Source organism: Bacillus sp. 2CMS4F, from assembly GCF_023161785.1.
In the GTDB taxonomy this organism is placed as follows: domain Bacteria; phylum Bacillota; class Bacilli; order Bacillales; family Bacillaceae; genus Bacillus; species Bacillus halotolerans.
In genome coordinates this window covers 21705-39699 of the sequence record NZ_JALNTO010000002.1, presented here as the reverse complement: position 1 = coordinate 39699, position 17995 = coordinate 21705, and the positions used below count along the sequence as shown (strand labels likewise).

21 protein-coding genes and 1 riboswitch are annotated in these 17995 nt (G+C 44.0%); of the genes, 9 read left to right on the top strand and 12 right to left on the bottom strand.

The window, feature by feature from the left end; genetic code table 11:
- Positions 1-143: 143 nt before the first annotated feature.
- The 3 genes from alaP to metK all read right to left on the bottom strand — a co-directional run bounded on the left by alaP (position 144) and on the right by metK (position 4922).
- Complete coding sequence (alaP, locus tag MTN95_RS03505) at positions 144-1535, bottom strand: amino acid permease (RefSeq protein WP_248336960.1); 1392 nt, start codon at positions 1533-1535, stop codon at positions 144-146.
- Positions 1536-1671: 136 nt separating this feature from the next.
- Positions 1672-3570 (bottom strand): asparagine synthase (glutamine-hydrolyzing), encoded by a 1899-nt coding sequence (asnB, locus tag MTN95_RS03500; RefSeq protein WP_248336958.1) that lies wholly within the window; start codon positions 3568-3570, stop codon positions 1672-1674.
- Positions 3571-3719: 149 nt separating this feature from the next.
- Positions 3720-4922 carry a methionine adenosyltransferase gene (gene metK, locus MTN95_RS03495; RefSeq protein WP_010331578.1) on the bottom strand — a complete coding sequence of 401 codons (1203 nt, stop codon included), beginning with the start codon at positions 4920-4922 and terminating at the stop codon, positions 3720-3722.
- 168 nt (positions 4923-5090) lie between these two features.
- Positions 5091-5230: riboswitch (SAM riboswitch) on the bottom strand.
- A 197-nt stretch (positions 5231-5427) separates the two neighbouring features.
- Here metK and pckA point away from each other — a divergent pair.
- On the top strand, positions 5428-7011 hold the full coding sequence (pckA, locus tag MTN95_RS03490; RefSeq protein ID WP_105990164.1) for a phosphoenolpyruvate carboxykinase (ATP): 1584 nt from the start codon (positions 5428-5430) through the stop codon (positions 7009-7011).
- A gap of 39 nt (positions 7012-7050) precedes the next feature.
- On the opposite strand, the gene MTN95_RS03485 is transcribed toward pckA, so the two are convergent.
- Both MTN95_RS03485 and MTN95_RS03480 read right to left on the bottom strand, forming a co-directional pair.
- Positions 7051-7293 carry a DUF2584 domain-containing protein gene (locus MTN95_RS03485; protein ID WP_024122585.1) on the bottom strand — a complete coding sequence of 81 codons (243 nt, stop codon included), beginning with the start codon at positions 7291-7293 and terminating at the stop codon, positions 7051-7053.
- 51 nt (positions 7294-7344) lie between these two features.
- On the bottom strand, positions 7345-8118 hold the full coding sequence (locus MTN95_RS03480; protein WP_248336956.1) for an alpha/beta hydrolase family protein: 774 nt from the start codon (positions 8116-8118) through the stop codon (positions 7345-7347).
- Positions 8119-8267: 149 nt separating this feature from the next.
- Here MTN95_RS03480 and MTN95_RS03475 point away from each other — a divergent pair, with 149 nt between their 5' ends.
- The 3 genes from MTN95_RS03475 to MTN95_RS03465 are packed head-to-tail and all read left to right on the top strand — an operon-like array spanning position 8268 to position 10854.
- Entirely contained in the window at positions 8268-9272 is a 1005-nt protein-coding gene (locus MTN95_RS03475; RefSeq protein ID WP_202852645.1) for an ABC transporter substrate-binding protein, read from the top strand.
- Between the two features lie 12 nt (positions 9273-9284).
- Positions 9285-10067, top strand: a complete 783-nt coding sequence (locus MTN95_RS03470) for an ABC transporter ATP-binding protein (protein WP_024122588.1) — start codon at positions 9285-9287, stop codon at positions 10065-10067.
- Positions 10042-10854, top strand: a complete 813-nt coding sequence (locus tag MTN95_RS03465; protein WP_198097398.1) for an ABC transporter permease — start codon at positions 10042-10044, stop codon at positions 10852-10854. Before MTN95_RS03470 ends, MTN95_RS03465 begins: the two co-directional genes overlap by 26 nt.
- A gap of 23 nt (positions 10855-10877) precedes the next feature.
- Here MTN95_RS03465 and ytkD read toward each other — a convergent pair whose 3' ends face one another.
- From ytkD to MTN95_RS03450, 3 genes are all read right to left on the bottom strand, one after another.
- On the bottom strand, positions 10878-11354 hold the full coding sequence (gene ytkD / locus MTN95_RS03460; protein ID WP_202852646.1) for an RNA deprotection pyrophosphohydrolase: 477 nt from the start codon (positions 11352-11354) through the stop codon (positions 10878-10880).
- A 212-nt stretch (positions 11355-11566) separates the two neighbouring features.
- On the bottom strand, positions 11567-11971 hold the full coding sequence (locus tag MTN95_RS03455) for a phage holin family protein (RefSeq protein ID WP_202852647.1): 405 nt from the start codon (positions 11969-11971) through the stop codon (positions 11567-11569).
- Between the two features lie 158 nt (positions 11972-12129).
- Entirely contained in the window at positions 12130-12567 is a 438-nt protein-coding gene (locus tag MTN95_RS03450) for a Dps family protein (protein ID WP_010331587.1), read from the bottom strand.
- 123 nt (positions 12568-12690) lie between these two features.
- On the opposite strand from MTN95_RS03450, the gene ytzI reads away from it, so the two are divergent.
- Positions 12691-12840, top strand: coding sequence for a YtzI protein (ytzI, locus tag MTN95_RS03445; protein WP_044153683.1), 150 nt, complete (start codon positions 12691-12693; stop codon positions 12838-12840).
- Here ytzI and MTN95_RS03440 read toward each other — a convergent pair.
- Together MTN95_RS03440 and MTN95_RS03435 are read right to left on the bottom strand one after the other, a co-directional pair.
- A complete protein-coding gene (locus MTN95_RS03440; RefSeq protein ID WP_202852648.1) occupies positions 12834-13277 on the bottom strand; it encodes a FixH family protein in 444 nt (147 codons plus the stop codon). The two genes, ytzI and MTN95_RS03440, sit on opposite strands and share 7 nt — an antisense overlap.
- A gap of 121 nt (positions 13278-13398) precedes the next feature.
- Positions 13399-13872 carry an S-ribosylhomocysteine lyase gene (locus MTN95_RS03435; protein ID WP_010331590.1) on the bottom strand — a complete coding sequence of 158 codons (474 nt, stop codon included), beginning with the start codon at positions 13870-13872 and terminating at the stop codon, positions 13399-13401.
- Positions 13873-13999: 127 nt separating this feature from the next.
- Here MTN95_RS03435 and yidD point away from each other — a divergent pair, with 127 nt between their 5' ends.
- Positions 14000-14227, top strand: a complete 228-nt coding sequence (gene yidD, locus MTN95_RS03430) for a membrane protein insertion efficiency factor YidD (protein ID WP_010331591.1) — start codon at positions 14000-14002, stop codon at positions 14225-14227.
- On the opposite strand, the gene MTN95_RS03425 is transcribed toward yidD, so the two are convergent.
- Both MTN95_RS03425 and MTN95_RS03420 read right to left on the bottom strand, forming a co-directional pair.
- Positions 14224-14787 (bottom strand): beta-class carbonic anhydrase, encoded by a 564-nt coding sequence (locus tag MTN95_RS03425; RefSeq protein ID WP_024122594.1) that lies wholly within the window; start codon positions 14785-14787, stop codon positions 14224-14226. The two genes, yidD and MTN95_RS03425, sit on opposite strands and share 4 nt — an antisense overlap.
- 110 nt (positions 14788-14897) lie before the next feature.
- Positions 14898-15146 carry a type B 50S ribosomal protein L31 gene (locus MTN95_RS03420; protein ID WP_010331593.1) on the bottom strand — a complete coding sequence of 83 codons (249 nt, stop codon included), beginning with the start codon at positions 15144-15146 and terminating at the stop codon, positions 14898-14900.
- 201 nt (positions 15147-15347) lie between these two features.
- Between MTN95_RS03420 and MTN95_RS03415 the strand changes: the two genes are divergently transcribed.
- Genes MTN95_RS03415 through MTN95_RS03405 form a run of 3 tightly spaced genes read left to right on the top strand, consistent with a single transcriptional unit; the run spans position 15348 to position 17977 of the window.
- Entirely contained in the window at positions 15348-16679 is a 1332-nt protein-coding gene (locus tag MTN95_RS03415) for a cytochrome ubiquinol oxidase subunit I (protein ID WP_044153676.1), read from the top strand.
- Between the two features lie 42 nt (positions 16680-16721).
- Positions 16722-17765, top strand: coding sequence for a cytochrome d ubiquinol oxidase subunit II (locus MTN95_RS03410; protein ID WP_024122596.1), 1044 nt, complete (start codon positions 16722-16724; stop codon positions 17763-17765).
- Between the two features lie 53 nt (positions 17766-17818).
- Complete coding sequence (locus MTN95_RS03405; RefSeq protein ID WP_010331596.1) at positions 17819-17977, top strand: DUF1540 domain-containing protein; 159 nt, start codon at positions 17819-17821, stop codon at positions 17975-17977.
- Positions 17978-17995 lie beyond the last annotated feature (18 nt).

Below are 17995 nucleotides of genomic sequence, written 5' to 3'. Positions count from 1 at the left end.
TAAAAATAACCGTGTGACTTTTATCTTATCATAAAAAACAAGACGCCACTGTAAGCAGTCTTTGCAAAAAATATATTCCTATTCTCTGCTTTCTATGAGCAGCTTTACTTAAACAAAAAAGAGCCCTCCGGGAGCTCTTTTTGTCAGCTGATCTGTTGCTCAGTTGACACAGCTGCGTTTTTCTTATGAAAGCCTTTGCCATAATAAACGGCTATCAAAATCAGAAACCAAATCGGACCGACAATTATGGCGACTCTTGTTTCCGGGCTATAAGCCATCAGGATAATGACAAATGCTAAAAAGGCCAAAGATAAATATGATGTGAATGGGTAAAAAGGCATTTTGTATTTTAATTGCTTTTGATCCTTTGGCTGCATGCCTTTTCGATATTTGATCTGAGAAAGCAAGATGATCGCCCATGTCCAAATCGCTCCGAACGTCGCAATGCTTGTGACCCAAGTAAATACCTTCGCAGGCACAACATAGTTTAACAGCACACCGACTAATAACGCACCCGCAGAAGCCAGTACGGCTTTACCCGGAATGCCGCCTTTGGTCAGCTTACCGTATGCTTTTGGCGCCTCGCTCTGCTCCGCTAAGTTAAAGAGCATACGTCCGGTGCTGAATATGCCGCTGTTGCAAGAAGACAGCGCTGCCGTCAGAACGACAAAGTTAATGATGCCTGCCGCATATGGAATCCCCACTTTTTCAAACGTGAGTACAAAAGGGCTTCCTTGCGATCCGATTTCCTGCCACGGATAAATGGACATGATAACAAATAAAGCACCGACGTAAAAAATCAAGATACGCCAAAATACCGTATCAATCGCTTTCGCTAATGATTTTTGCGGGTTTTTAACTTCGCCGGCCGTCACCCCTATCATCTCAATGCCTAAATACGCGAACATCACCATTTGAAGTGACAATAAAACCCCTTTTATTCCATGAGGAAAAAATCCGCCGTTGCTCCACAAGTTGCTGATGCCAGTCGCAATACCTCCATTGCCGACGCCTGCAATGATCATTAATAAACCGACAGCAATCATAGAAAGGATCGCGACAATTTTAATCAATGCGAACCAAAACTCCAGCTCTCCATACGCCTTTACGGCCAGGAAATTGACACCAGTCATAATCACCAGCGCCGACAATGCCCAAATCCAATTGGGCACATCCGGAAACCAGTATCCCATATAAATTCCGACAGCGGTGATTTCCGCCATACAGGTTACAACCCATAAGAACCAGTAATTCCACCCGGTTAAGTAGCCTGCGAGCGGACCTAAGTAGTCACGCGCATACCTGCTGAAAGAGCCCGCGACCGGCTTTTGAATCGCCATTTCCCCAAGCGCCCTCATAATAAAAAACATAACCAGACCGCTGCAGGCATATGCCACCAAAATACCCGGTCCTGCTAATTGAATAGCTGATGCAGAGCCAAGGAAAAGTCCCACTCCTATGGCAGCCCCTAAAGACATCAAAGAAATATGCCTTTCTTCCAGACCGCGATGCAATTCTTGTTTTTGTTTTTGCATGTTCCCTTCTCCCCTAGAAAAAAATATCATTACATCATTTTTCTGAATATTTCACACGAATGTGCAGGGTAATCAATGATGATGGAGAAATACTGGTATAATAACAAGGCTTTCGACGAATCGAAAGCCTTATCTGTTAGACAAAGATGACTTCTTTAGGCTGATGGCTCAGCTCTTCAGGCATATACCGTTTTTCAATATTGATGCTGTGCCAGATCATAAAGATGAGCACTGTCCAAATTTTACGGCTGTTATCAGCCTTGTCGGCACAATGGTCTTCAAGAAGCTGAAGAACGTAATCCTTATGGATATAAGCGTCCGTTTGGCTTTCCTGAATAATGCTGCGCACCCATTCGTTCATTTCGTTTTTCAGCCAATGACGGATCGGTACAGGGAAACCGAGCTTTTTGCGGTTCAATACATGATCCGGCACAATGCCTTCAGCAGCTTTGCGAAGGAGATACTTTGTCGTACCGTTCTTTGTTTTCAACTCATCAGGAATTTTAGAAGCAACGTCAAATACGACTTTATCAAGGAACGGCACACGCAATTCCAAAGAATTCGCCATCGTCATTTTATCCGCTTTTAGCAAAATGTCGCCTCGCATCCAAGTGTGGATATCGACATACTGCATTTTGTTAATATCGCTGTATGAGCTGCTTTCTGTAAAGTAAGGCTTCGTCACATCGCGATACGAAAGGCTCGGATCATAGTGCTTCAGCAGCTGTTTCTTCACGGATTCTTCAAAGATCTTCGCGTTGCCGATATAACGCTCCTGAAGCGGAGTGCAGCCGCGCTCAAGCAGGCTCTTTCCTCTCATTCCCTCAGGCATAACGGCCGCTACGTGCAGAAGCATCTTTTTCAAGCCGGACGGAATGCGTTCAAACGGTTTAAGGGAAAGCGGTTCACGGTAGATGTTGTATCCGCCGAACAGCTCGTCCGCACCTTCGCCAGATAACGCAACCGTTACGTGTTTTTTCGCTTCTTTCGCCACGAAATACAATGGAATCGCAGCCGGGTCTGCAAGCGGATCATCAAAGTGCCATACGATTTTAGGAAGCTCGTTCATGTATTCTTCAGGTGAAATGACTTTGCTGATATTTTCAATGCCCAGTGCAGCGGCAGTTTCTTTCGCTACATCAACTTCACTGAAGCCCTGCTGTTCAAATCCGACAGAAAATGTTTTCAGGTTTGGATGAAATTCTTTCGCAACGGATACAATAAACGAAGAATCGATTCCGCCTGATAGGAATGAACCGACAGGCACATCACTTCTCATATGAACGTTTACAGAGTCATAGATAGCGTCTCTGACTTCTTTGACAAGTTTATCTTCTTCCGTCTGAACAGGCTGGAAGCGCGCCTTGAAATACGTTTTGAATGTGATATCACCGTCAGGGCGGATTGTAAACTGAGAACCCGGCTCTACTTTTTTCACATCAATATCAAGCGTACTTGGCTCAGGAACGAATTGGAAAGACATATACTGCTGTAATGCTTCTTTATCTATTTCAATATCATTTTGGGCTGCCATTAAACTTTTTCTCTCTGAGGCAAAATAAACCTGATCATTGATCGTTGTGTAATACAACGGCTTAATGCCGAATGGATCTCTTGCTCCATAAAGAACATGATCGTTTTTATTCCAAATCAGAAAGGCAAACATGCCGCGCAGCTTGGAAGCCGCTTCTTCTTTATAGTGACGGTAAGTCGCAAGAAGAACCTCTGTGTCAGAATCTGTGTTGAAAGTATATCCCTTTGCTTCAAGCTCTTTTCTCAGTTCGATATAGTTATAGATTTCCCCGTTAAAAATAATCCAATATTTTTCATCTTCATATGATAAAGGCTGTCCGCCATTTTCCACATCAATAATGCTGAGCCGTCTGAATCCGAATCCAACGTGCTCATCATGGTAATATCCATCACTGTCAGGACCGCGGTGAACGATCATTTGGTTCATTTGTTTGATTAGTTCTTCTTGATCAGCGGTTTGAGTTAACGGATGCTTGTTAAAAACCCCGACAAATCCACACATAGTATTGCCTCCATATTTAAAATTGTCATCATTGAACCCCTATTTATAGACGCTGTGAACAGTGTTTGGTTTCACAGTTATGTAAAAAAATAAACATGGATACATCGATAAAAAAGGGAAAGCCGCTTAACCAGTAAGCGGCTATAAAATTATTCTCCTAACGCTTCTTTACGCAGCTGTTCCGCTTTGTCTGTACGCTCCCACGGAAGGTCAACATCGTGGCGTCCAAAGTGGCCGTACGCAGCAGTCTGTTTGTAGATCGGACGGCGTAAATCAAGCATTTTGATAATGCCGGCAGGTCGTAAATCAAAGTTATTGCGCACAACTTCAATCAGTTTTTCCTCCGAAGCTTTTCCGGAACCGAATGTGTTGATTGAGATAGACACAGGCTGTGCAACACCGATCGCGTAAGCAAGCTGCACTTCGCAAGAATCTGCAAGCTCAGCCGCAACAATGTTTTTCGCAACGTATCTTGCAGCATAAGCAGCTGAACGGTCTACTTTCGTCGCATCCTTACCAGAGAACGCGCCGCCGCCGTGACGTGCGTAGCCGCCGTACGTATCAACGATGATTTTACGTCCTGTAAGCCCCGCATCCCCTTGAGGTCCTCCGATGACGAAACGGCCTGTAGGGTTAATGAAGTATTTTGTTTCTTCATCAATTAATTCTTCAGGAACAACCGGATTGATGACATGTTCTTTAATGTTGCGCTGAATTTGCTCAAGCGTAATTTCAGGGTGATGCTGAGTTGAAATAACAATCGCGTCAATGCGGACAGGTTTGTTATTTTCATCATACTCAACCGTTACCTGTGTTTTGCCGTCAGGGCGAAGGTAAGGAAGAACATCTTCTTTACGCACTTCACTCAAGCGGCGGGCTAATTTATGAGCAAGTGAAATCGGAAGAGGCATGAGCTCTTTCGTTTCGTTGCACGCATAACCGAACATTAAACCTTGGTCACCCGCCCCGATTGCTTCAATTTCTTCGTCGCTCATTGTGCCTTCACGGGCTTCAAGCGCTTGGTCTACACCCATCGCAATATCAGCAGACTGCTCGTCAATTGATGTTAAAACTGCACAAGTTTCCGCATCAAATCCGTATTTTGCACGTGTGTATCCGATTTCTTTAATCGTTTCACGAACCGTTTTTGGAATGTCAACATACGTAGAAGTTGTGATTTCTCCGCTGACAAGAACCAAACCAGTTGTCACAGACGTTTCACAAGCAACACGCGCGTTAGGGTCTTTCTTTAAAATTTCATCTAAAATGCTGTCAGAAATCTGGTCACAGATTTTATCCGGATGCCCCTCCGTAACAGATTCTGATGTAAATAAACGACGATTTTTACTCATGATTTGCTTCCTCCTGCACAAGGCCTCCCGAAAGACCTTATATATATGATACGGAACTCGCTCCCTCTTATACAATGTTACGTTTATATTAGAGATGTTAATTGGCATATTTATGAAATAAAAAAACCTTTTCCGTTCGAGGAAAGGGTTTGGTCTTTGTGCCTTTCACTCTTATCGCTCAAGGAATCATTCAACCTTGCATCAGGTTAGCACCTTGGTTGTCTCACACAATTTGAACATAATGAATAATAGAGAAACCGGTTGCTGGGCTTCATAGGGCCTGTCCCTCCGCCAGCTCGGGATAAGAGTATCCGCTCAATGAAATATCTTATCGTAAAAGGGTTTGCAATGTCAATATGAATCAGGAGAAATAGACGCCTTTATTGCGGAAAACAATGGAAATGCACACACAAAAAACGATAAATAGTATAGACTATTTGAAAATATATGTTATACTAATTCACAATTAGCAAAACACAAATAAAATGATAAAGGAAGGTTTCTTATGAACTCAGTTGATTTAACCGCTGATTTGCAAGCCTTATTAACAAGTCCTAATGTGCAGCATAATTTATCTGCAGCTCAGCTTACAGAAAAAGTACTTTCCCGCAGCGAAGGCATTTTGACATCCACGGGTGCCGTCCGGGCGACCACAGGCGCTTACACGGGACGTTCGCCGAAGGATAAATTCATTGTAGAAGAAGCAAGCACAAAGAGTAAGATTGATTGGGGTCCGGTGAATCAGCCTATTTCCGAGGAAGCGTTTGACCGGCTGTACACGAAAGTTGTCAGCTATCTGAAACAGCGAGATGAGCTGTTTGTTTTCGAAGGATTTGCCGGTGCCGATGAAAAATACAGACTGCCGATCACCGTCGTTAATGAATTTGCATGGCACAATTTATTTGCCAGACAGCTGTTTATCCGTCCTGAAGACAATGATAAAAAAACAGTCGAACAGCCGTTTACCATTCTTTCCGCTCCGCATTTCAAAGCGGACCCAAAAACAGACGGCACACATTCAGAAACCTTTATTATTGTTTCTTTCGAAAAGCGCACGATTTTAATCGGCGGAACGGAGTATGCCGGAGAAATGAAAAAATCGATTTTCTCCATCATGAATTTCCTGCTGCCTGAGCGAGATATTTTATCCATGCATTGCTCCGCTAATGTCGGTGAAAAAGGCGATGTCGCGCTTTTCTTCGGCCTGTCGGGAACAGGAAAGACCACCCTTTCGGCGGATGCTGACCGGAAACTGATCGGTGATGATGAACACGGCTGGTCGGATACCGGTGTCTTCAATATCGAAGGCGGATGCTATGCCAAGTGCATTCATTTAAGCGAAGAAAAGGAACCGCAGATTTTTAAAGCGATTCGGTTTGGATCCGTTCTCGAAAATGTTGTTGTAGATGAAGATACGCGTGAAGCCAATTACGATGATTCCTTCTATACAGAAAACACACGTGCCGCTTACCCGATTCATATGATCGACAACATTGTCTCTCCGAGCATTGCGGGCCACCCGTCAGCGATTGTATTTTTGACGGCTGATGCATTCGGCGTTCTGCCGCCAATCAGCAAGCTGACGAAGGAGCAGGCTATGTACCACTTCTTAAGCGGTTATACGAGTAAACTAGCCGGAACCGAACGCGGCGTCACGTCTCCTGAGACGACATTCTCCACATGCTTCGGTTCACCGTTCCTTCCGCTCCCGGCCCATGTATATGCGGAAATGCTCGGCAAGAAAATCGACGAACACGGTGCAGACGTTTACTTGGTCAATACCGGCTGGACCGGCGGCGGCTACGGCACAGGCGAACGCATGAAGCTTTCATACACACGGGCGATGGTAAAAGCAGCGATTGAAGGCAAATTAGAAAATGTGCAAATGACCACTGACGATATTTTCGGCCTGCACATCCCGGTTCATGTTCCGGGTGTTCCCGATCATATCCTTCAGCCGGAAAACACGTGGAATAACAAAGAGGAATACAGAGAAAAGGCTGTGTATCTGGCAAACGAATTCAAAGAAAACTTCAAAAAGTTCACAAATACAGATGCCATCGCGCAAGCAGGCGGGCCTCTCGTTTAAAAAAGCAAAAGCCAAGAGCAATTAAGCTCTTGGCTTGTTTTAATTGACTGTATGCAAGGAAGTCAGCTTGTACGTAATGATTGTCCGCCCGTCTGTCCATTCAAGCTTCTGCACTTCGGCTGTGCCTGACTTTTCACCAAACTTTGTTTTGCTGACATCCATCGGAATCTCCATTGGATAAATGCGATACCCGTCTTTCTCTAATCTGAATATATTTTCATCTATGCGAACTTCTTTTCCTTTTGTCACAATCAATGTATTAAATTCAACAGGCATTCCCAAATTGAAATCCCCTTTCGTTCTCTTTTTTCTATATCATAACATATTTCACCGTCAGCGGTTTTTCATCCACTGCGTGAGCTGCCGCACAATACGCCGGTTTTCCTTCGGCGGAAAATAATGTGTGAATGTACTGTAGTACCACGTCTCTACAGGCTTGTGCAGCTGTTTTAATTTCTCCTCAAATAAATACGAATGCTGAATGGAAACGTTTTGGTCTTTTTCTCCGTGAATTAATAAAACGGGTGCCTCAATTTTGTTCACTTGGTCAAAAGGCGTTCGCCATTTGTATTCGTCAGGCACCTTTTTCGGCGTTCCCCCAATCACTCTTTTCATCATTCTTCGTAAATCCTGCCGCTCTTCATATGTAAGAATCATATCACTGACGCCTCCCCACGAAACGAATGAAGCCGCATGCCGTCCCATTTCAATCGCAGTAAGCATTCCCATTATGCCGCCTCTGGAGAAACCGAAAATATGAATTCTGTTGTTTTTCACTTGCGGATGCTGCTGGAGCAGGCGAAAAGCGGAAAAAGCATCCTCTCTGTCTTCTCCTGCAAAATCCTCGTTGCCCTCTCCTCCCTGGTTCCCTCTGTAAAAGGGGGCAAATACAACAAATCCTTGGGACGCAAACTGGATAATTCGGCCCGGTCTGACCATTCCAACACTTTTAATACCGCCGCGCAAATATAAAAATCCGTCATATTGCCCAGGTGCCGCCGGCTCCGCCAGCAGCCCTTTCACTTTTAAGCCATTTGAAAGGTAGCAGATGGTAAACAAACGCACATGCCGGCTCGGCGACGGAAATCTTCTTTTCTCAACAATCAATGCTCCCGCCTCCTTTTTTCTTTATTCTTTCCTGCCTTTAAAAATAAATCCTGTAACCCGGATTAGGCATTCACACATTTTTATACCCATCATACGATATGTAAAGCAAAAAAGGATATTAACTTGATGCTAAATAAGGAGGTTGTCATGTGAACAAATGGTTAAGGCTGGGCTGTTTCTGCGTTTGCAGTGTGTTTCTCATCATTGCCCTGAGCGCTTGCAAGCAGGAAGCAACACTCACGAAAGTAAAAGTAGCCGAAGTGACCCATTCCATTTTTTATGCACCTTTATATGTTGCAGAATCTAAAGGCTTTTTCAAGGATGAAGGCCTTGATGTTGACGTCAATACGACCTGGGGCGGCGATAAAACGATGACTTCGCTTCTTTCAAACGGCTCGGACATTGCTCTTGTCGGTTCAGAAACATCCATTTATGTCGAATCGCAAGGGGCTAAAGACCCTGTCATTAACTTCGCACAGCTGACTCAGACAGACGGAACGTTCCTTGTCGCAAGAGAAGATGCCGAAAAGTTCAGCTGGGATCAGCTGAAAGGAAAGACTTTTCTCGGCCAGAGAAAAGGCGGTATGCCGCAAATGGTCGGAGAGTATGTGCTGAACCAACATCACATTGATCCGCATAAGGATATTGAACTCATCCAAAACATAGACTTCGCCAATATATCCAATGCCTTTGCTTCTGGAACCGGTGAGTATGTCCAGCTTTTTGAACCGACTGCTTCACTCTTTGAGAAAGAAGGCATCGGCCACATCGTTGCTTCGTTCGGAGAAGAATCAGGCCAGGTTCCTTATACAACATTTATGGCAAAACAAAGCTATTTAAAGAAAAACGAGGATACAGCCGTCAAATTCACGAGAGCTATTTATAAAGCGCAGCAGTGGGTGGTAAACCACTCAGCGAAGGACATCACAGAAGCGATTAAAAATGAATTTGACGATACAGATCCAGATGTCATCGAAACGTCCATTGAACGCTACAAAAAACAAAATTCGTATTCTCCAGACCCGCTCCTCAACGAAAAAGAATGGGAACTGCTCCAAACGATTATGGATCAGTCGGGTGAACTGCCAAAGCATATACCATACAGTCAGCTTGTGAACAAACACATCGCCGAAAAAGTCACCTCGGAAAAATAGGAGGCGCCATCTATGTCTTTTTTACATGTCGACCATGTAACTCATACTTATTTTTCTATTAAAGAAAAAACAACAGCCGTACAGGACATTCATTTCGATGCCGAAAAAGGCGATTTCATCTCATTTCTCGGTCCGAGCGGCTGCGGAAAAACAACACTGCTTTCCATAATTGCAGGCTTAATTGAACCCTCGGAAGGCAGAGTTCTGATTGAAGGCCGCGAGCCGAATCAAAAAGAACATAACATTGGCTACATGCTTCAGCAGGATTACTTATTTCCCTGGAAATCCATTGAGGAAAATGTGCTCCTCGGTTTAAAAATTGCCGACACGCTTACTGAAGAAAACAAGGCCGCAGCACTTGGTCTTTTGCCGGATCTGGGTCTCGTTGATGTTGAAAAGAAATATCCTAAGGAGCTGTCAGGCGGGATGAGGCAGCGGGCCGCGCTTGCAAGAACTCTAGCCCCAAATCCAAGTCTGCTGTTGCTGGATGAGCCATTTTCCGCGCTTGATTTTCAAACGAAGCTGTCTTTGGAAAACCTCGTTTTCCGCACATTAAAGGAATATCAAAAAACAGCGGTGCTTGTCACTCATGATATAGGGGAAGCGATTGCGATGAGTGATACCATCTTTTTATTTTCTAATCAGCCGGGCACCATTCATCAAATTTTTACAATCCCTAGAGAATTGGCTGCGATGATGCCTTTTGACGCCCGTCAGGAGCCATCCTTCCAGACGCTGTTTCAAACGATATGGAAGGAGCTGAATTCTCTTGAGAAACAGCAAAGAAACAATTGATCTGCTTCATGAGCAATATCAATTTAAACAGAAAAAAGAGAAATGGAATGTGCATTCTTTTCAGCTTGCGATATTTATCCTCTTTTTCTCCGGATGGGAAATCGCAAGCAGACAGGGCTGGATTGATCCTCTCATCTTCAGCTCGCCATCAGCCGTATGGCGTTTACTGATTGAAAAGGTTGCTGACGGCTCATTGCTGTCGCATATCGGGGTTACTTTATTTGAGACGGTGCTTGGCTTTTTGCTGGGGACTTTCCTTGGCACGTGTCTTGCCGCGTTGTTATGGTGGTCCAATCGGCTTGCCAGGATATTAGATCCGTATCTGGTCATTTTAAATGCAATGCCGAAAGTGGCGCTCGGTCCTATTCTGATTGTTGCGCTCGGTCCCGGCTTTGTCAGCATCATCGCGATGGGAGCGGTCATCAGTGTCATCATCACAACCATCGTCGTTTATACTGCCTTTCAAGAGGTGGATGAAAACTATATTAAAGTAATGAAAACATTCGGCGCAAACAAGTGGGTTATTTTTAAAGAAGCGATTCTTCCCGCATCTTCGCCCGCTATTATTTCAACACTGAAGGTAAACGTCGGTTTATCGTGGGTCGGTGTTATCGTAGGCGAATTTCTTGTTTCAAAGGTCGGATTAGGATACATGATTATTTACGGATTCCAAGTCTTCAATTTTACACTCGTCTTCTTAAGCCTGTTGATCATTGCTGTATTTGCCACCCTGATGTATCAGGGCGTAGAACTGTTAGAAAAGAAATGGACGAAGGGCAGAACATAAAAACCCGGCGGATAGCCGGGTTTTTACTTGATCCATCCCGCTTCTTTCAGTTTTTTCAAACTGATAGGAAGCACAGAATCCTTCATAATAAAGCTGAATTTTTTATTGCGGGGCAAGTTTTCCGGAAGTTCATGAAACAGAACCGGCCCTTTCGTTTCAAAGTAATCGCTTTGCTTTTCAAGCTTCTCTATATCTGCAAAATATATATTTTTCACAATAACCTTTTCTTTTCCGAGAACTTTATACTGTCCGAGATACTTGAGGCTTTTCACTCTCGCCCCTGTTTCTTCCTTCACTTCTCGAAGCGCCGCCTCTTCCGCGCACTCCATCGGTTCCACTTTCCCGCCCGGAAACTCAAAGCCTCTGTCCTCATGTTCTGTCAAAAGCCATTTGTCACCAAAACGGCAGATGACCCAGACATGCTTCGGGCTGTCCGAAAAGGGCTGATTGTCAAAGGAGAGCTGAACAGTATTCTGATAATAATCTTTAAACTCGTACATGTTTATCCCTCAAATCCGTTCCTAGCTATCTTCCATACATCATACCACAGTTACGTTTCTTCGGAAGCTTTTTATCAAAAAATAAGGGAAACCCAGCACGCTAGCCGGATCTGAAACGATAGACCAGCTCGTACAGCTTTTGGCCGCAGCTCTTGTCAAAATGTAAATGACTGACGCTCTGGGCTTTATTATGACCCGCGAACAGATAAAAGTTACGGTTTGCGCCTGAATTTATTTTTTAACGTTTCTAATAGATCCACAAGCATTTCCGGAACAGGTATACCGAGAGAGCTGGCTGTCACGACAATTTGCACAGATTCATAAAGAATATAAAACATAATGGCCAAGTCACGTATCGATCCCTGTGTATTCAGCAGCTGGTCAAAAAAGTGGCAGACAGAAATCAGAGCCAACGTAACTAATTTTTTGACGAGACGTGCAAAAACCTTCTTAATCGCCAGTTTGTGAATAATCGTTTCCTTCAAGGTCGTACTGATAAATTCAATTGCCATAAGAGACAGCAGAATGAGGAGTGAGTACTGAAAACCTCCGAAGAAAAACCCCGCTGCTGAAACGCTGACTGCAAAAAACGAAAAGATGCCAAAGTCTCTATCCATTTATCCCAACATCCTTTCACAGAAACGGCCTTACCATATTCTATGGAAAGCATGCCGAACGGATTGGATTTTTCAGAAAAATGGACTGGTTGTCGCCTATTTTTGCGAGACAAAACAAAAACCGGACATCTTCAAAGATATCCGGCCTTTCTTTTCTATTATCCAAGGTAAGCTTTCAGCATCCAGTTATGTTTTTCAATATTTTGGTGAATGGCAAGAAGCATGTCCCCTGTTGTTTCGTCTCCGACCTCATCGGCTAAGTCCATGCCGCTTTTCAGTTCTTCCGCGATGACTGTAAAATCATCATACACACTCTGAACCATTTGTTCTGCTGTCTCGTTTCCGTTCGCTTCTTTTACAGAAGCTGTTTCCAAAGATTCTTTCATTGTCGCGATCGGTTTTCCGTTCAAAGCCAAAAGACGCTCTGCCAAATCATCAATATAAGTTGCTGTCTCGTTATAAAGCTCTTCAAATTTTTCATGCAGTGTAAAGAAATCTTTCCCTTTTACATACCAGTGATAATTATGTAGTTTCACATACATGACTGTCCAGTTGGCTACTTGTTTGTTCACGGCTTGAATCAATTGTTCTGACATATTATCTTCCTCCTTGTTTATATTAGGTGTATACCCTTAATATCGTACGCTAAAACCTTTATTTTACCCGTCTGCCACAATGTCTTCCACTATGTTACAATTATTGAAAACGGAGGTGGAATCATGACGCTTCTCATCACGATAAGTATTTTGATTGTGCTGGCTGTTTTGCTCGTAAGTGTTTGGACGACTGTAAAAGCCTATAATGTAAAACACACGATTGACCCTCCTCAAGAAGGAAATGCTCCCGGTTCAGACCCAAAAGGTCAATGATGGTGTGATTGATCTTCTTCAGGTTGCTTGGTGGCAGCATCGGCGTCTCCGACTTGGACTTTTAAGGTCGGCATGCTGTGCTGTTTTTTTGCAGTGACATGAGATTGCACAGTGTATACGCCATCTTCCTTAAACTCTGTATCAAATCGATATACGCCATCTTCCTGTTTGGCTTTAAACATCTTGCTGTCGTTTTTTTCCCCGTCTTTCCATACCTCAAACTCCACTTCATCAGCATCTGTCACCGCTTCATCTCCGTAAGAAACCGCCGCTTCATAAGCAGCATTCTCTCCCGGCTTCACTTTTTCCGGTCCGGTGAGTTTTACATCTAATACCTCAGGCGTCTCAGCTGCTGTATGTGCTTTATTCTCCTCAGATCCGCACCCGTTCAGTAAAAAAACAGCAGAAAAAAGTACTGCAGCGACCATCTTTTTCATTCCATCACCCTTTTCGTCGTTTACCTCAATAGTAGCAAACGCTTACAGCAAATGGTATACAAAATCTGTAACGTCACAAAAAAGACCTTTTTGCTTTCGGGCAAAAAGGTCTTTTTTCTATTTAGCCAAATACTTTTAGCAATTCTTCTTTATCCTGTGACAGCCAGAAACGCATCAAACGTTTTGCGCCTTCCAGGTCATGAAGCTTCGCCTGGCCGCACTGCTTTTCATTGGCAGCCGGAATTTCGGTAATTTCTACAGCTTCCTTCATTGTGTCTTCAAGCAAGTCAACGATTTCCGCAGGAGTCGGCTCTCCGCTGACAACAAGATAGTAGCCGGTTTGGCAGCCCATTGGCGAAATATCAATAATATCAAAATGATCATATTTCTCAGCATGAGTGCGAATCGTAAATGCGAGCAAATGCTCAAGTGTATGGATCGTATCAGGCTTCATCGCCTGTTTATTCGGCTGGCAAAAACGAATATCAAATTTATTTACAACACCGTCTGTTCCTACTTTATGCACACCGCAATGTCTGACGTATGGGGCAACAACCGCATTATGGTCAAGTTCAAAACTTTCTACTGAAGGCATAATGGCACTCTCCCTTTTTTAAAAATGTATTTTTATTATAACATACCTTTCCGATAAGAATTATCGAATAACTTTTCAAACCGCGTTATTTTTTTTATACTTGCATCAGAAAGGTTGCTGAAGACACATGAAAACCATATTTATTGCCCTGATCAGAGGGTACCAAAAATTCATCTCGCCGCTGACGCCGCCAACATGCCGCTTTTATCCGACTTGTTCACAATATGGAATCGAAGCCATTAAAACGCACGGCGCCCTTAAAGGCGGATGGCTGACTCTCATACGGATTTTGAAATGCCATCCATTTCATCCGGGCGGTGTCGACCCCGTCCCTGAAAAAAAGCGCAAAGATTAAGCGTTATAGCCGTTTACGACAACATCCAGTTTTCCTGTCTCAGGATCAATGACTAAACCGTGGACAGGCACAGTTTCCGGGAACAGCGGATGATGTTTAATGACGTCCACGCTGTCTTTTACGCTCGCTTCCACTGAATCGAAGCTTTTAAACCATTGGTCAAAGTCAACTCCGGAGTACTTCAATGTTTCGATGCGTTCTTCCGGAATTCCTCTTTCCTTTATTCTATTAAGCATGCTTTCGCTGCTGATTTTGCTCATACCGCAATCGTGGTGTCCGATTACACATACTTCATCTGCGTTCAGCTCGTACACTGCAACCAGTAAACTTCTCATAATGCTTCCGAACGGGTGTGTAACAAGCGCACCGGCACTCTTTATAATCTTGATGTCACCGTTTCGCATATTCATCGCATGCGGCAGCAATTCAACCAAACGAGTGTCCATGCAAGAAAGAATCGCCATTTTTTTATCCGGGAATTTTGATGTCTGATACTTTTCATAATCTTTTTGTTCAATAAAAGTTTTATTAAAGTCAAGAATATCATTTAGAAGACTCATAGCGGTATTCCTTTCCGGTCTTTTTTCTTCAATATATCACAGCCTCTGCCTTTCGTCATCCTATCGGCAAGATGTTGAGGCCAGAAAAAAAGGCAAGCCCTGCGGCTGCCTCATTTTCCCATGTTATATCTTTTGTTGAACTGCTCGACTCTTCCGCCTTTTTCATTGAATTTCTGGCGGCCTGTATAAAACGGATGAGTATCTGAGCTTACCTCTACTTTAATAACCGGATATGTGTTTCCATCTTCCCACTCCGCTGTTTCTTCCGATGTTTTGGTAGACCTGCTCAAAAAGCGGTATCCGCTGTTTACATCCTGAAATATTACTTTGTGATTCTTCGGATGAATTCCTTCCTTCATGTCTATCTCTCCTTATTAAATCGTAATAATTACGTTTTATTTTATATCCTAACAAACATTTTGTCAATCTCCTTACAGGTTTCCCGATCTTTCGCTTCATAAACCTCATGCTTTTAAGAACAGGAAGAATAATCTAACCGAGGAAGCAAATAATAAACCCATATTACATACAGATCGTTTTGAGAAAGGTGGTTTATGATTGTGGATGATTTAGTTTTGGCTAGGAGTCTTTTTGGTACGACAATGGGCTTTCATATCATTTTCGCAACCTTGGGAGTCGGTCTGCCGCTCATGATTTTAATAGCTGAATTGATCTATCAAAAAACGAAGGATGACCATTATGCCATCATGGCGAAGAGATGGACAAAAGCACAGGCTGTTTTGCTGGGGGTCGCCATTCCGACCGGAACCATTGCCGGTACTCAGCTCGCGCTTTTATGGCCGGGTTTTATGGAAGTCATCGGCCGGGTCATGTCCCTGCCATTCCAAATTGAAATCTACGCTTTTTTTATCGAAGCCCTGTTTATGTCGATTTATGTATATGCCGCAGACCGCTTATCGCCGGTCATGAGGATTATCGCTGTTGTCTTTGTGCTGATCGGGGCCGCGGCGTCTGCCATTCTGATCACGAATGTCCATGCCTTTGAAGGAACCCCGGCCGGATTTAAAATTATAAACGGAAAGATAACTGATGTTGATCCGTGGGCTGCGTTTTTTAACCCAAGCTTTTTTGTAACCGCCGGCCATGTCGTTCTGTCTGCGTTCATGACCGGAGCCTTTATCGTTGCTTCTGTTGCCGCATACAAAATGATCCGGTCGAGAAAAAAAGAAAACGTCTATCGCTTTCACCGGAAAGCCCTGCTGCTCGCGCTGACGATCGGCGGTATCTTTTCATTGATAACAGCCTTAAACGGCCACGAATCAGCACAGATGCTGCATGAATATCAGCCGGAAAAACTCGCCGGAGCAGAGGGCCTGTTTGAAACAAGATCCCATGCCCCGCTTGCAATCGGCGGATTTACCGATCCGGAAGAGGAAAAAGTGAAATGGGCAATCGAGATTCCGTGGGCATTAAGCTTTTTGGCAGCCAACAGTTTTGACACTGTTGTAAAAGGATTAAATGCGTTTCCGAGAGACGAATGGCCGCCGCTTTTTATCCACACGTTATTTAACGCGATGGTCGGTGTCGGAATGCTGCTTATTCTTTATTCCATTATCGGTGTCGTCTGGAGAAAAGTATTAAAGAAAGATCGTTTTCCAACCTGGCTGCTGTTGATTTTCATGACGGCCGGTCCTCTCAGCATTATCGGAATTGAATTCGGCTGGATTTTCGCTTGTACGGGGAGACAGCCGTGGGTCATCTATCACCTGCTGAAAACATCAGATGTCGTCACGACGACAGGCTCGATCGGTGTGCTCTTTCTGTTTTTCACATTTGTTTACGCCGTGTTGGGCGCAGCTGTCGTTTATGTGCTGCTTTACTATTTCAAAAAGCACCCTGTGGATGAGGATTTAAATACGGCGGAGTCTTAATAGCTTCGCAAGCAGGAAACTAAATGGAAGGAAGATCGACAAATGGACATTTCAACTGACGCTCTGATCGCCATCTCAATTATTTGGGGTTTTGTGTTTATTTACGCCGTCATGGCCACAATGGATTTCGGAGCGGGATTTTGGTCTATGATCTATTTAAACAAAGAGCATATGAAGGCGACTGATATCGCAAACCGCTTTCTGTCGCCGACTTGGGAGGTCACTAACGTCTTTATCGTGGCCATCGTCGTTGCACTTTTCAGCTTTTTTCCAGGTGCGACGTTTGTGCTCGGAACTGTTTTATTAATTCCCGGCAGCATTATTTTATTGCTTTTAGCAATCCGAAGCGGATTTCTCGTTTTTTCAAACACAGCGAAGGAAAGGAAATTGCTCAGATATATTTCCGGCATCTCCGGTTTTATTATTCCCGCTGTTCTGATTTTGGTTCTCCCGGTGACACACGGTGGATTTATCGAAAACACAGACGGCGTATACAGCTTGAATATGTCTACCATTTTGACAAGCCCAAACGCCTATTCATTTATAGGGTTTGCGATTTTAAGCACTTTATTTTTATCCTCCCTGCTGCTGGCGGATGTTTCGAATGTGGCTGAGGAACAGGACGCCTACACGGCGTACAGAAAAAGCGCCTTAATCACCGGCCCGATTTCGCTCCTATTTGCCGTATGCATTATGCTGACGATGCGGAATGAAGCAAACTGGCTTTATACTGGAATGATGAATGATTTTTCCTGGATTATTGCGTCGTTTATTACATTCATCATCGCAGGCATAGCTCTTTTTCTGCCTAACAAAAGCTTCGGCAAAAAGATTGGGAAACCCAGACTGGCGCTTGTCGCGATTGCGATACAGTATTTCCTGGCAAGCTACGCGTACGGCCGCGCCCACCTCCCTTATATGATTTATCCTGACGTGACGATCATGTCCGGTTTCACCGAGCCCGCCACGTTCAGAGCGCTGTTTATGACATATATCGTTGCATTCATTATCCTGTTCCCAGGCTTCTACTTCTTCTGGAAGCTGTTTATGAAGGATAAACGGTATATCCGCCAGCAGGAAGAATAGGGCCCAAGCCCTCCGGCTATACTAAGCTTGAACCTTTATAAGGAGGGGATGGCATGGACCAGAAAATCCTATGCGAGGTCAACAACTGTTCTTATTGGGACAAAGGCAACAGATGCACAGCCGATGCCATTTATGTTGTCAGCCATACTGGCGAAACTGCCGAAAACAGCCGGGAAACAGACTGCAAAACGTTTAAACCGCAAGATTTGTAAAAATCAAAAGAAAGAGCT

What these genes read in the sequence shown, in the direction of transcription:
- MTN95_RS03425 (WP_024122594.1), bottom strand. Translation starts at nt 14,787, where the DNA reads ATGAGTCTTCTAAATGATATTCTTGACTTTAATAAAACTTTTATTGAA.
- ytzI (WP_044153683.1), top strand. Translation starts at nt 12,691, where the DNA reads ATGACGCTTCTCATCACGATAAGTATTTTGATTGTGCTGGCTGTTTTG.
- MTN95_RS03470 (WP_024122588.1), top strand. Translation starts at nt 9,285, where the DNA reads ATGTCTTTTTTACATGTCGACCATGTAACTCATACTTATTTTTCTATT.
- asnB (WP_248336958.1), bottom strand. Translation starts at nt 3,570, where the DNA reads ATGTGTGGATTTGTCGGGGTTTTTAACAAGCATCCGTTAACTCAAACC.
- MTN95_RS03440 (WP_202852648.1), bottom strand. Translation starts at nt 13,277, where the DNA reads ATGAAAAAGATGGTCGCTGCAGTACTTTTTTCTGCTGTTTTTTTACTG.
- MTN95_RS03455 (WP_202852647.1), bottom strand. Translation starts at nt 11,971, where the DNA reads ATGGATAGAGACTTTGGCATCTTTTCGTTTTTTGCAGTCAGCGTTTCA.
- MTN95_RS03450 (WP_010331587.1), bottom strand. Translation starts at nt 12,567, where the DNA reads ATGTCAGAACAATTGATTCAAGCCGTGAACAAACAAGTAGCCAACTGG.
- pckA (WP_105990164.1), top strand. Translation starts at nt 5,428, where the DNA reads ATGAACTCAGTTGATTTAACCGCTGATTTGCAAGCCTTATTAACAAGT.
- MTN95_RS03410 (WP_024122596.1), top strand. Translation starts at nt 16,722, where the DNA reads ATGGACATTTCAACTGACGCTCTGATCGCCATCTCAATTATTTGGGGT.
- alaP (WP_248336960.1), bottom strand. Translation starts at nt 1,535, where the DNA reads ATGCAAAAACAAAAACAAGAATTGCATCGCGGTCTGGAAGAAAGGCAT.
- MTN95_RS03405 (WP_010331596.1), top strand. Translation starts at nt 17,819, where the DNA reads ATGGACCAGAAAATCCTATGCGAGGTCAACAACTGTTCTTATTGGGAC.
- metK (WP_010331578.1), bottom strand. Translation starts at nt 4,922, where the DNA reads ATGAGTAAAAATCGTCGTTTATTTACATCAGAATCTGTTACGGAGGGG.
- MTN95_RS03420 (WP_010331593.1), bottom strand. Translation starts at nt 15,146, where the DNA reads ATGAAGGAAGGAATTCATCCGAAGAATCACAAAGTAATATTTCAGGAT.
- MTN95_RS03435 (WP_010331590.1), bottom strand. Translation starts at nt 13,872, where the DNA reads ATGCCTTCAGTAGAAAGTTTTGAACTTGACCATAATGCGGTTGTTGCC.
- yidD (WP_010331591.1), top strand. Translation starts at nt 14,000, where the DNA reads ATGAAAACCATATTTATTGCCCTGATCAGAGGGTACCAAAAATTCATC.
- ytkD (WP_202852646.1), bottom strand. Translation starts at nt 11,354, where the DNA reads ATGTACGAGTTTAAAGATTATTATCAGAATACTGTTCAGCTCTCCTTT.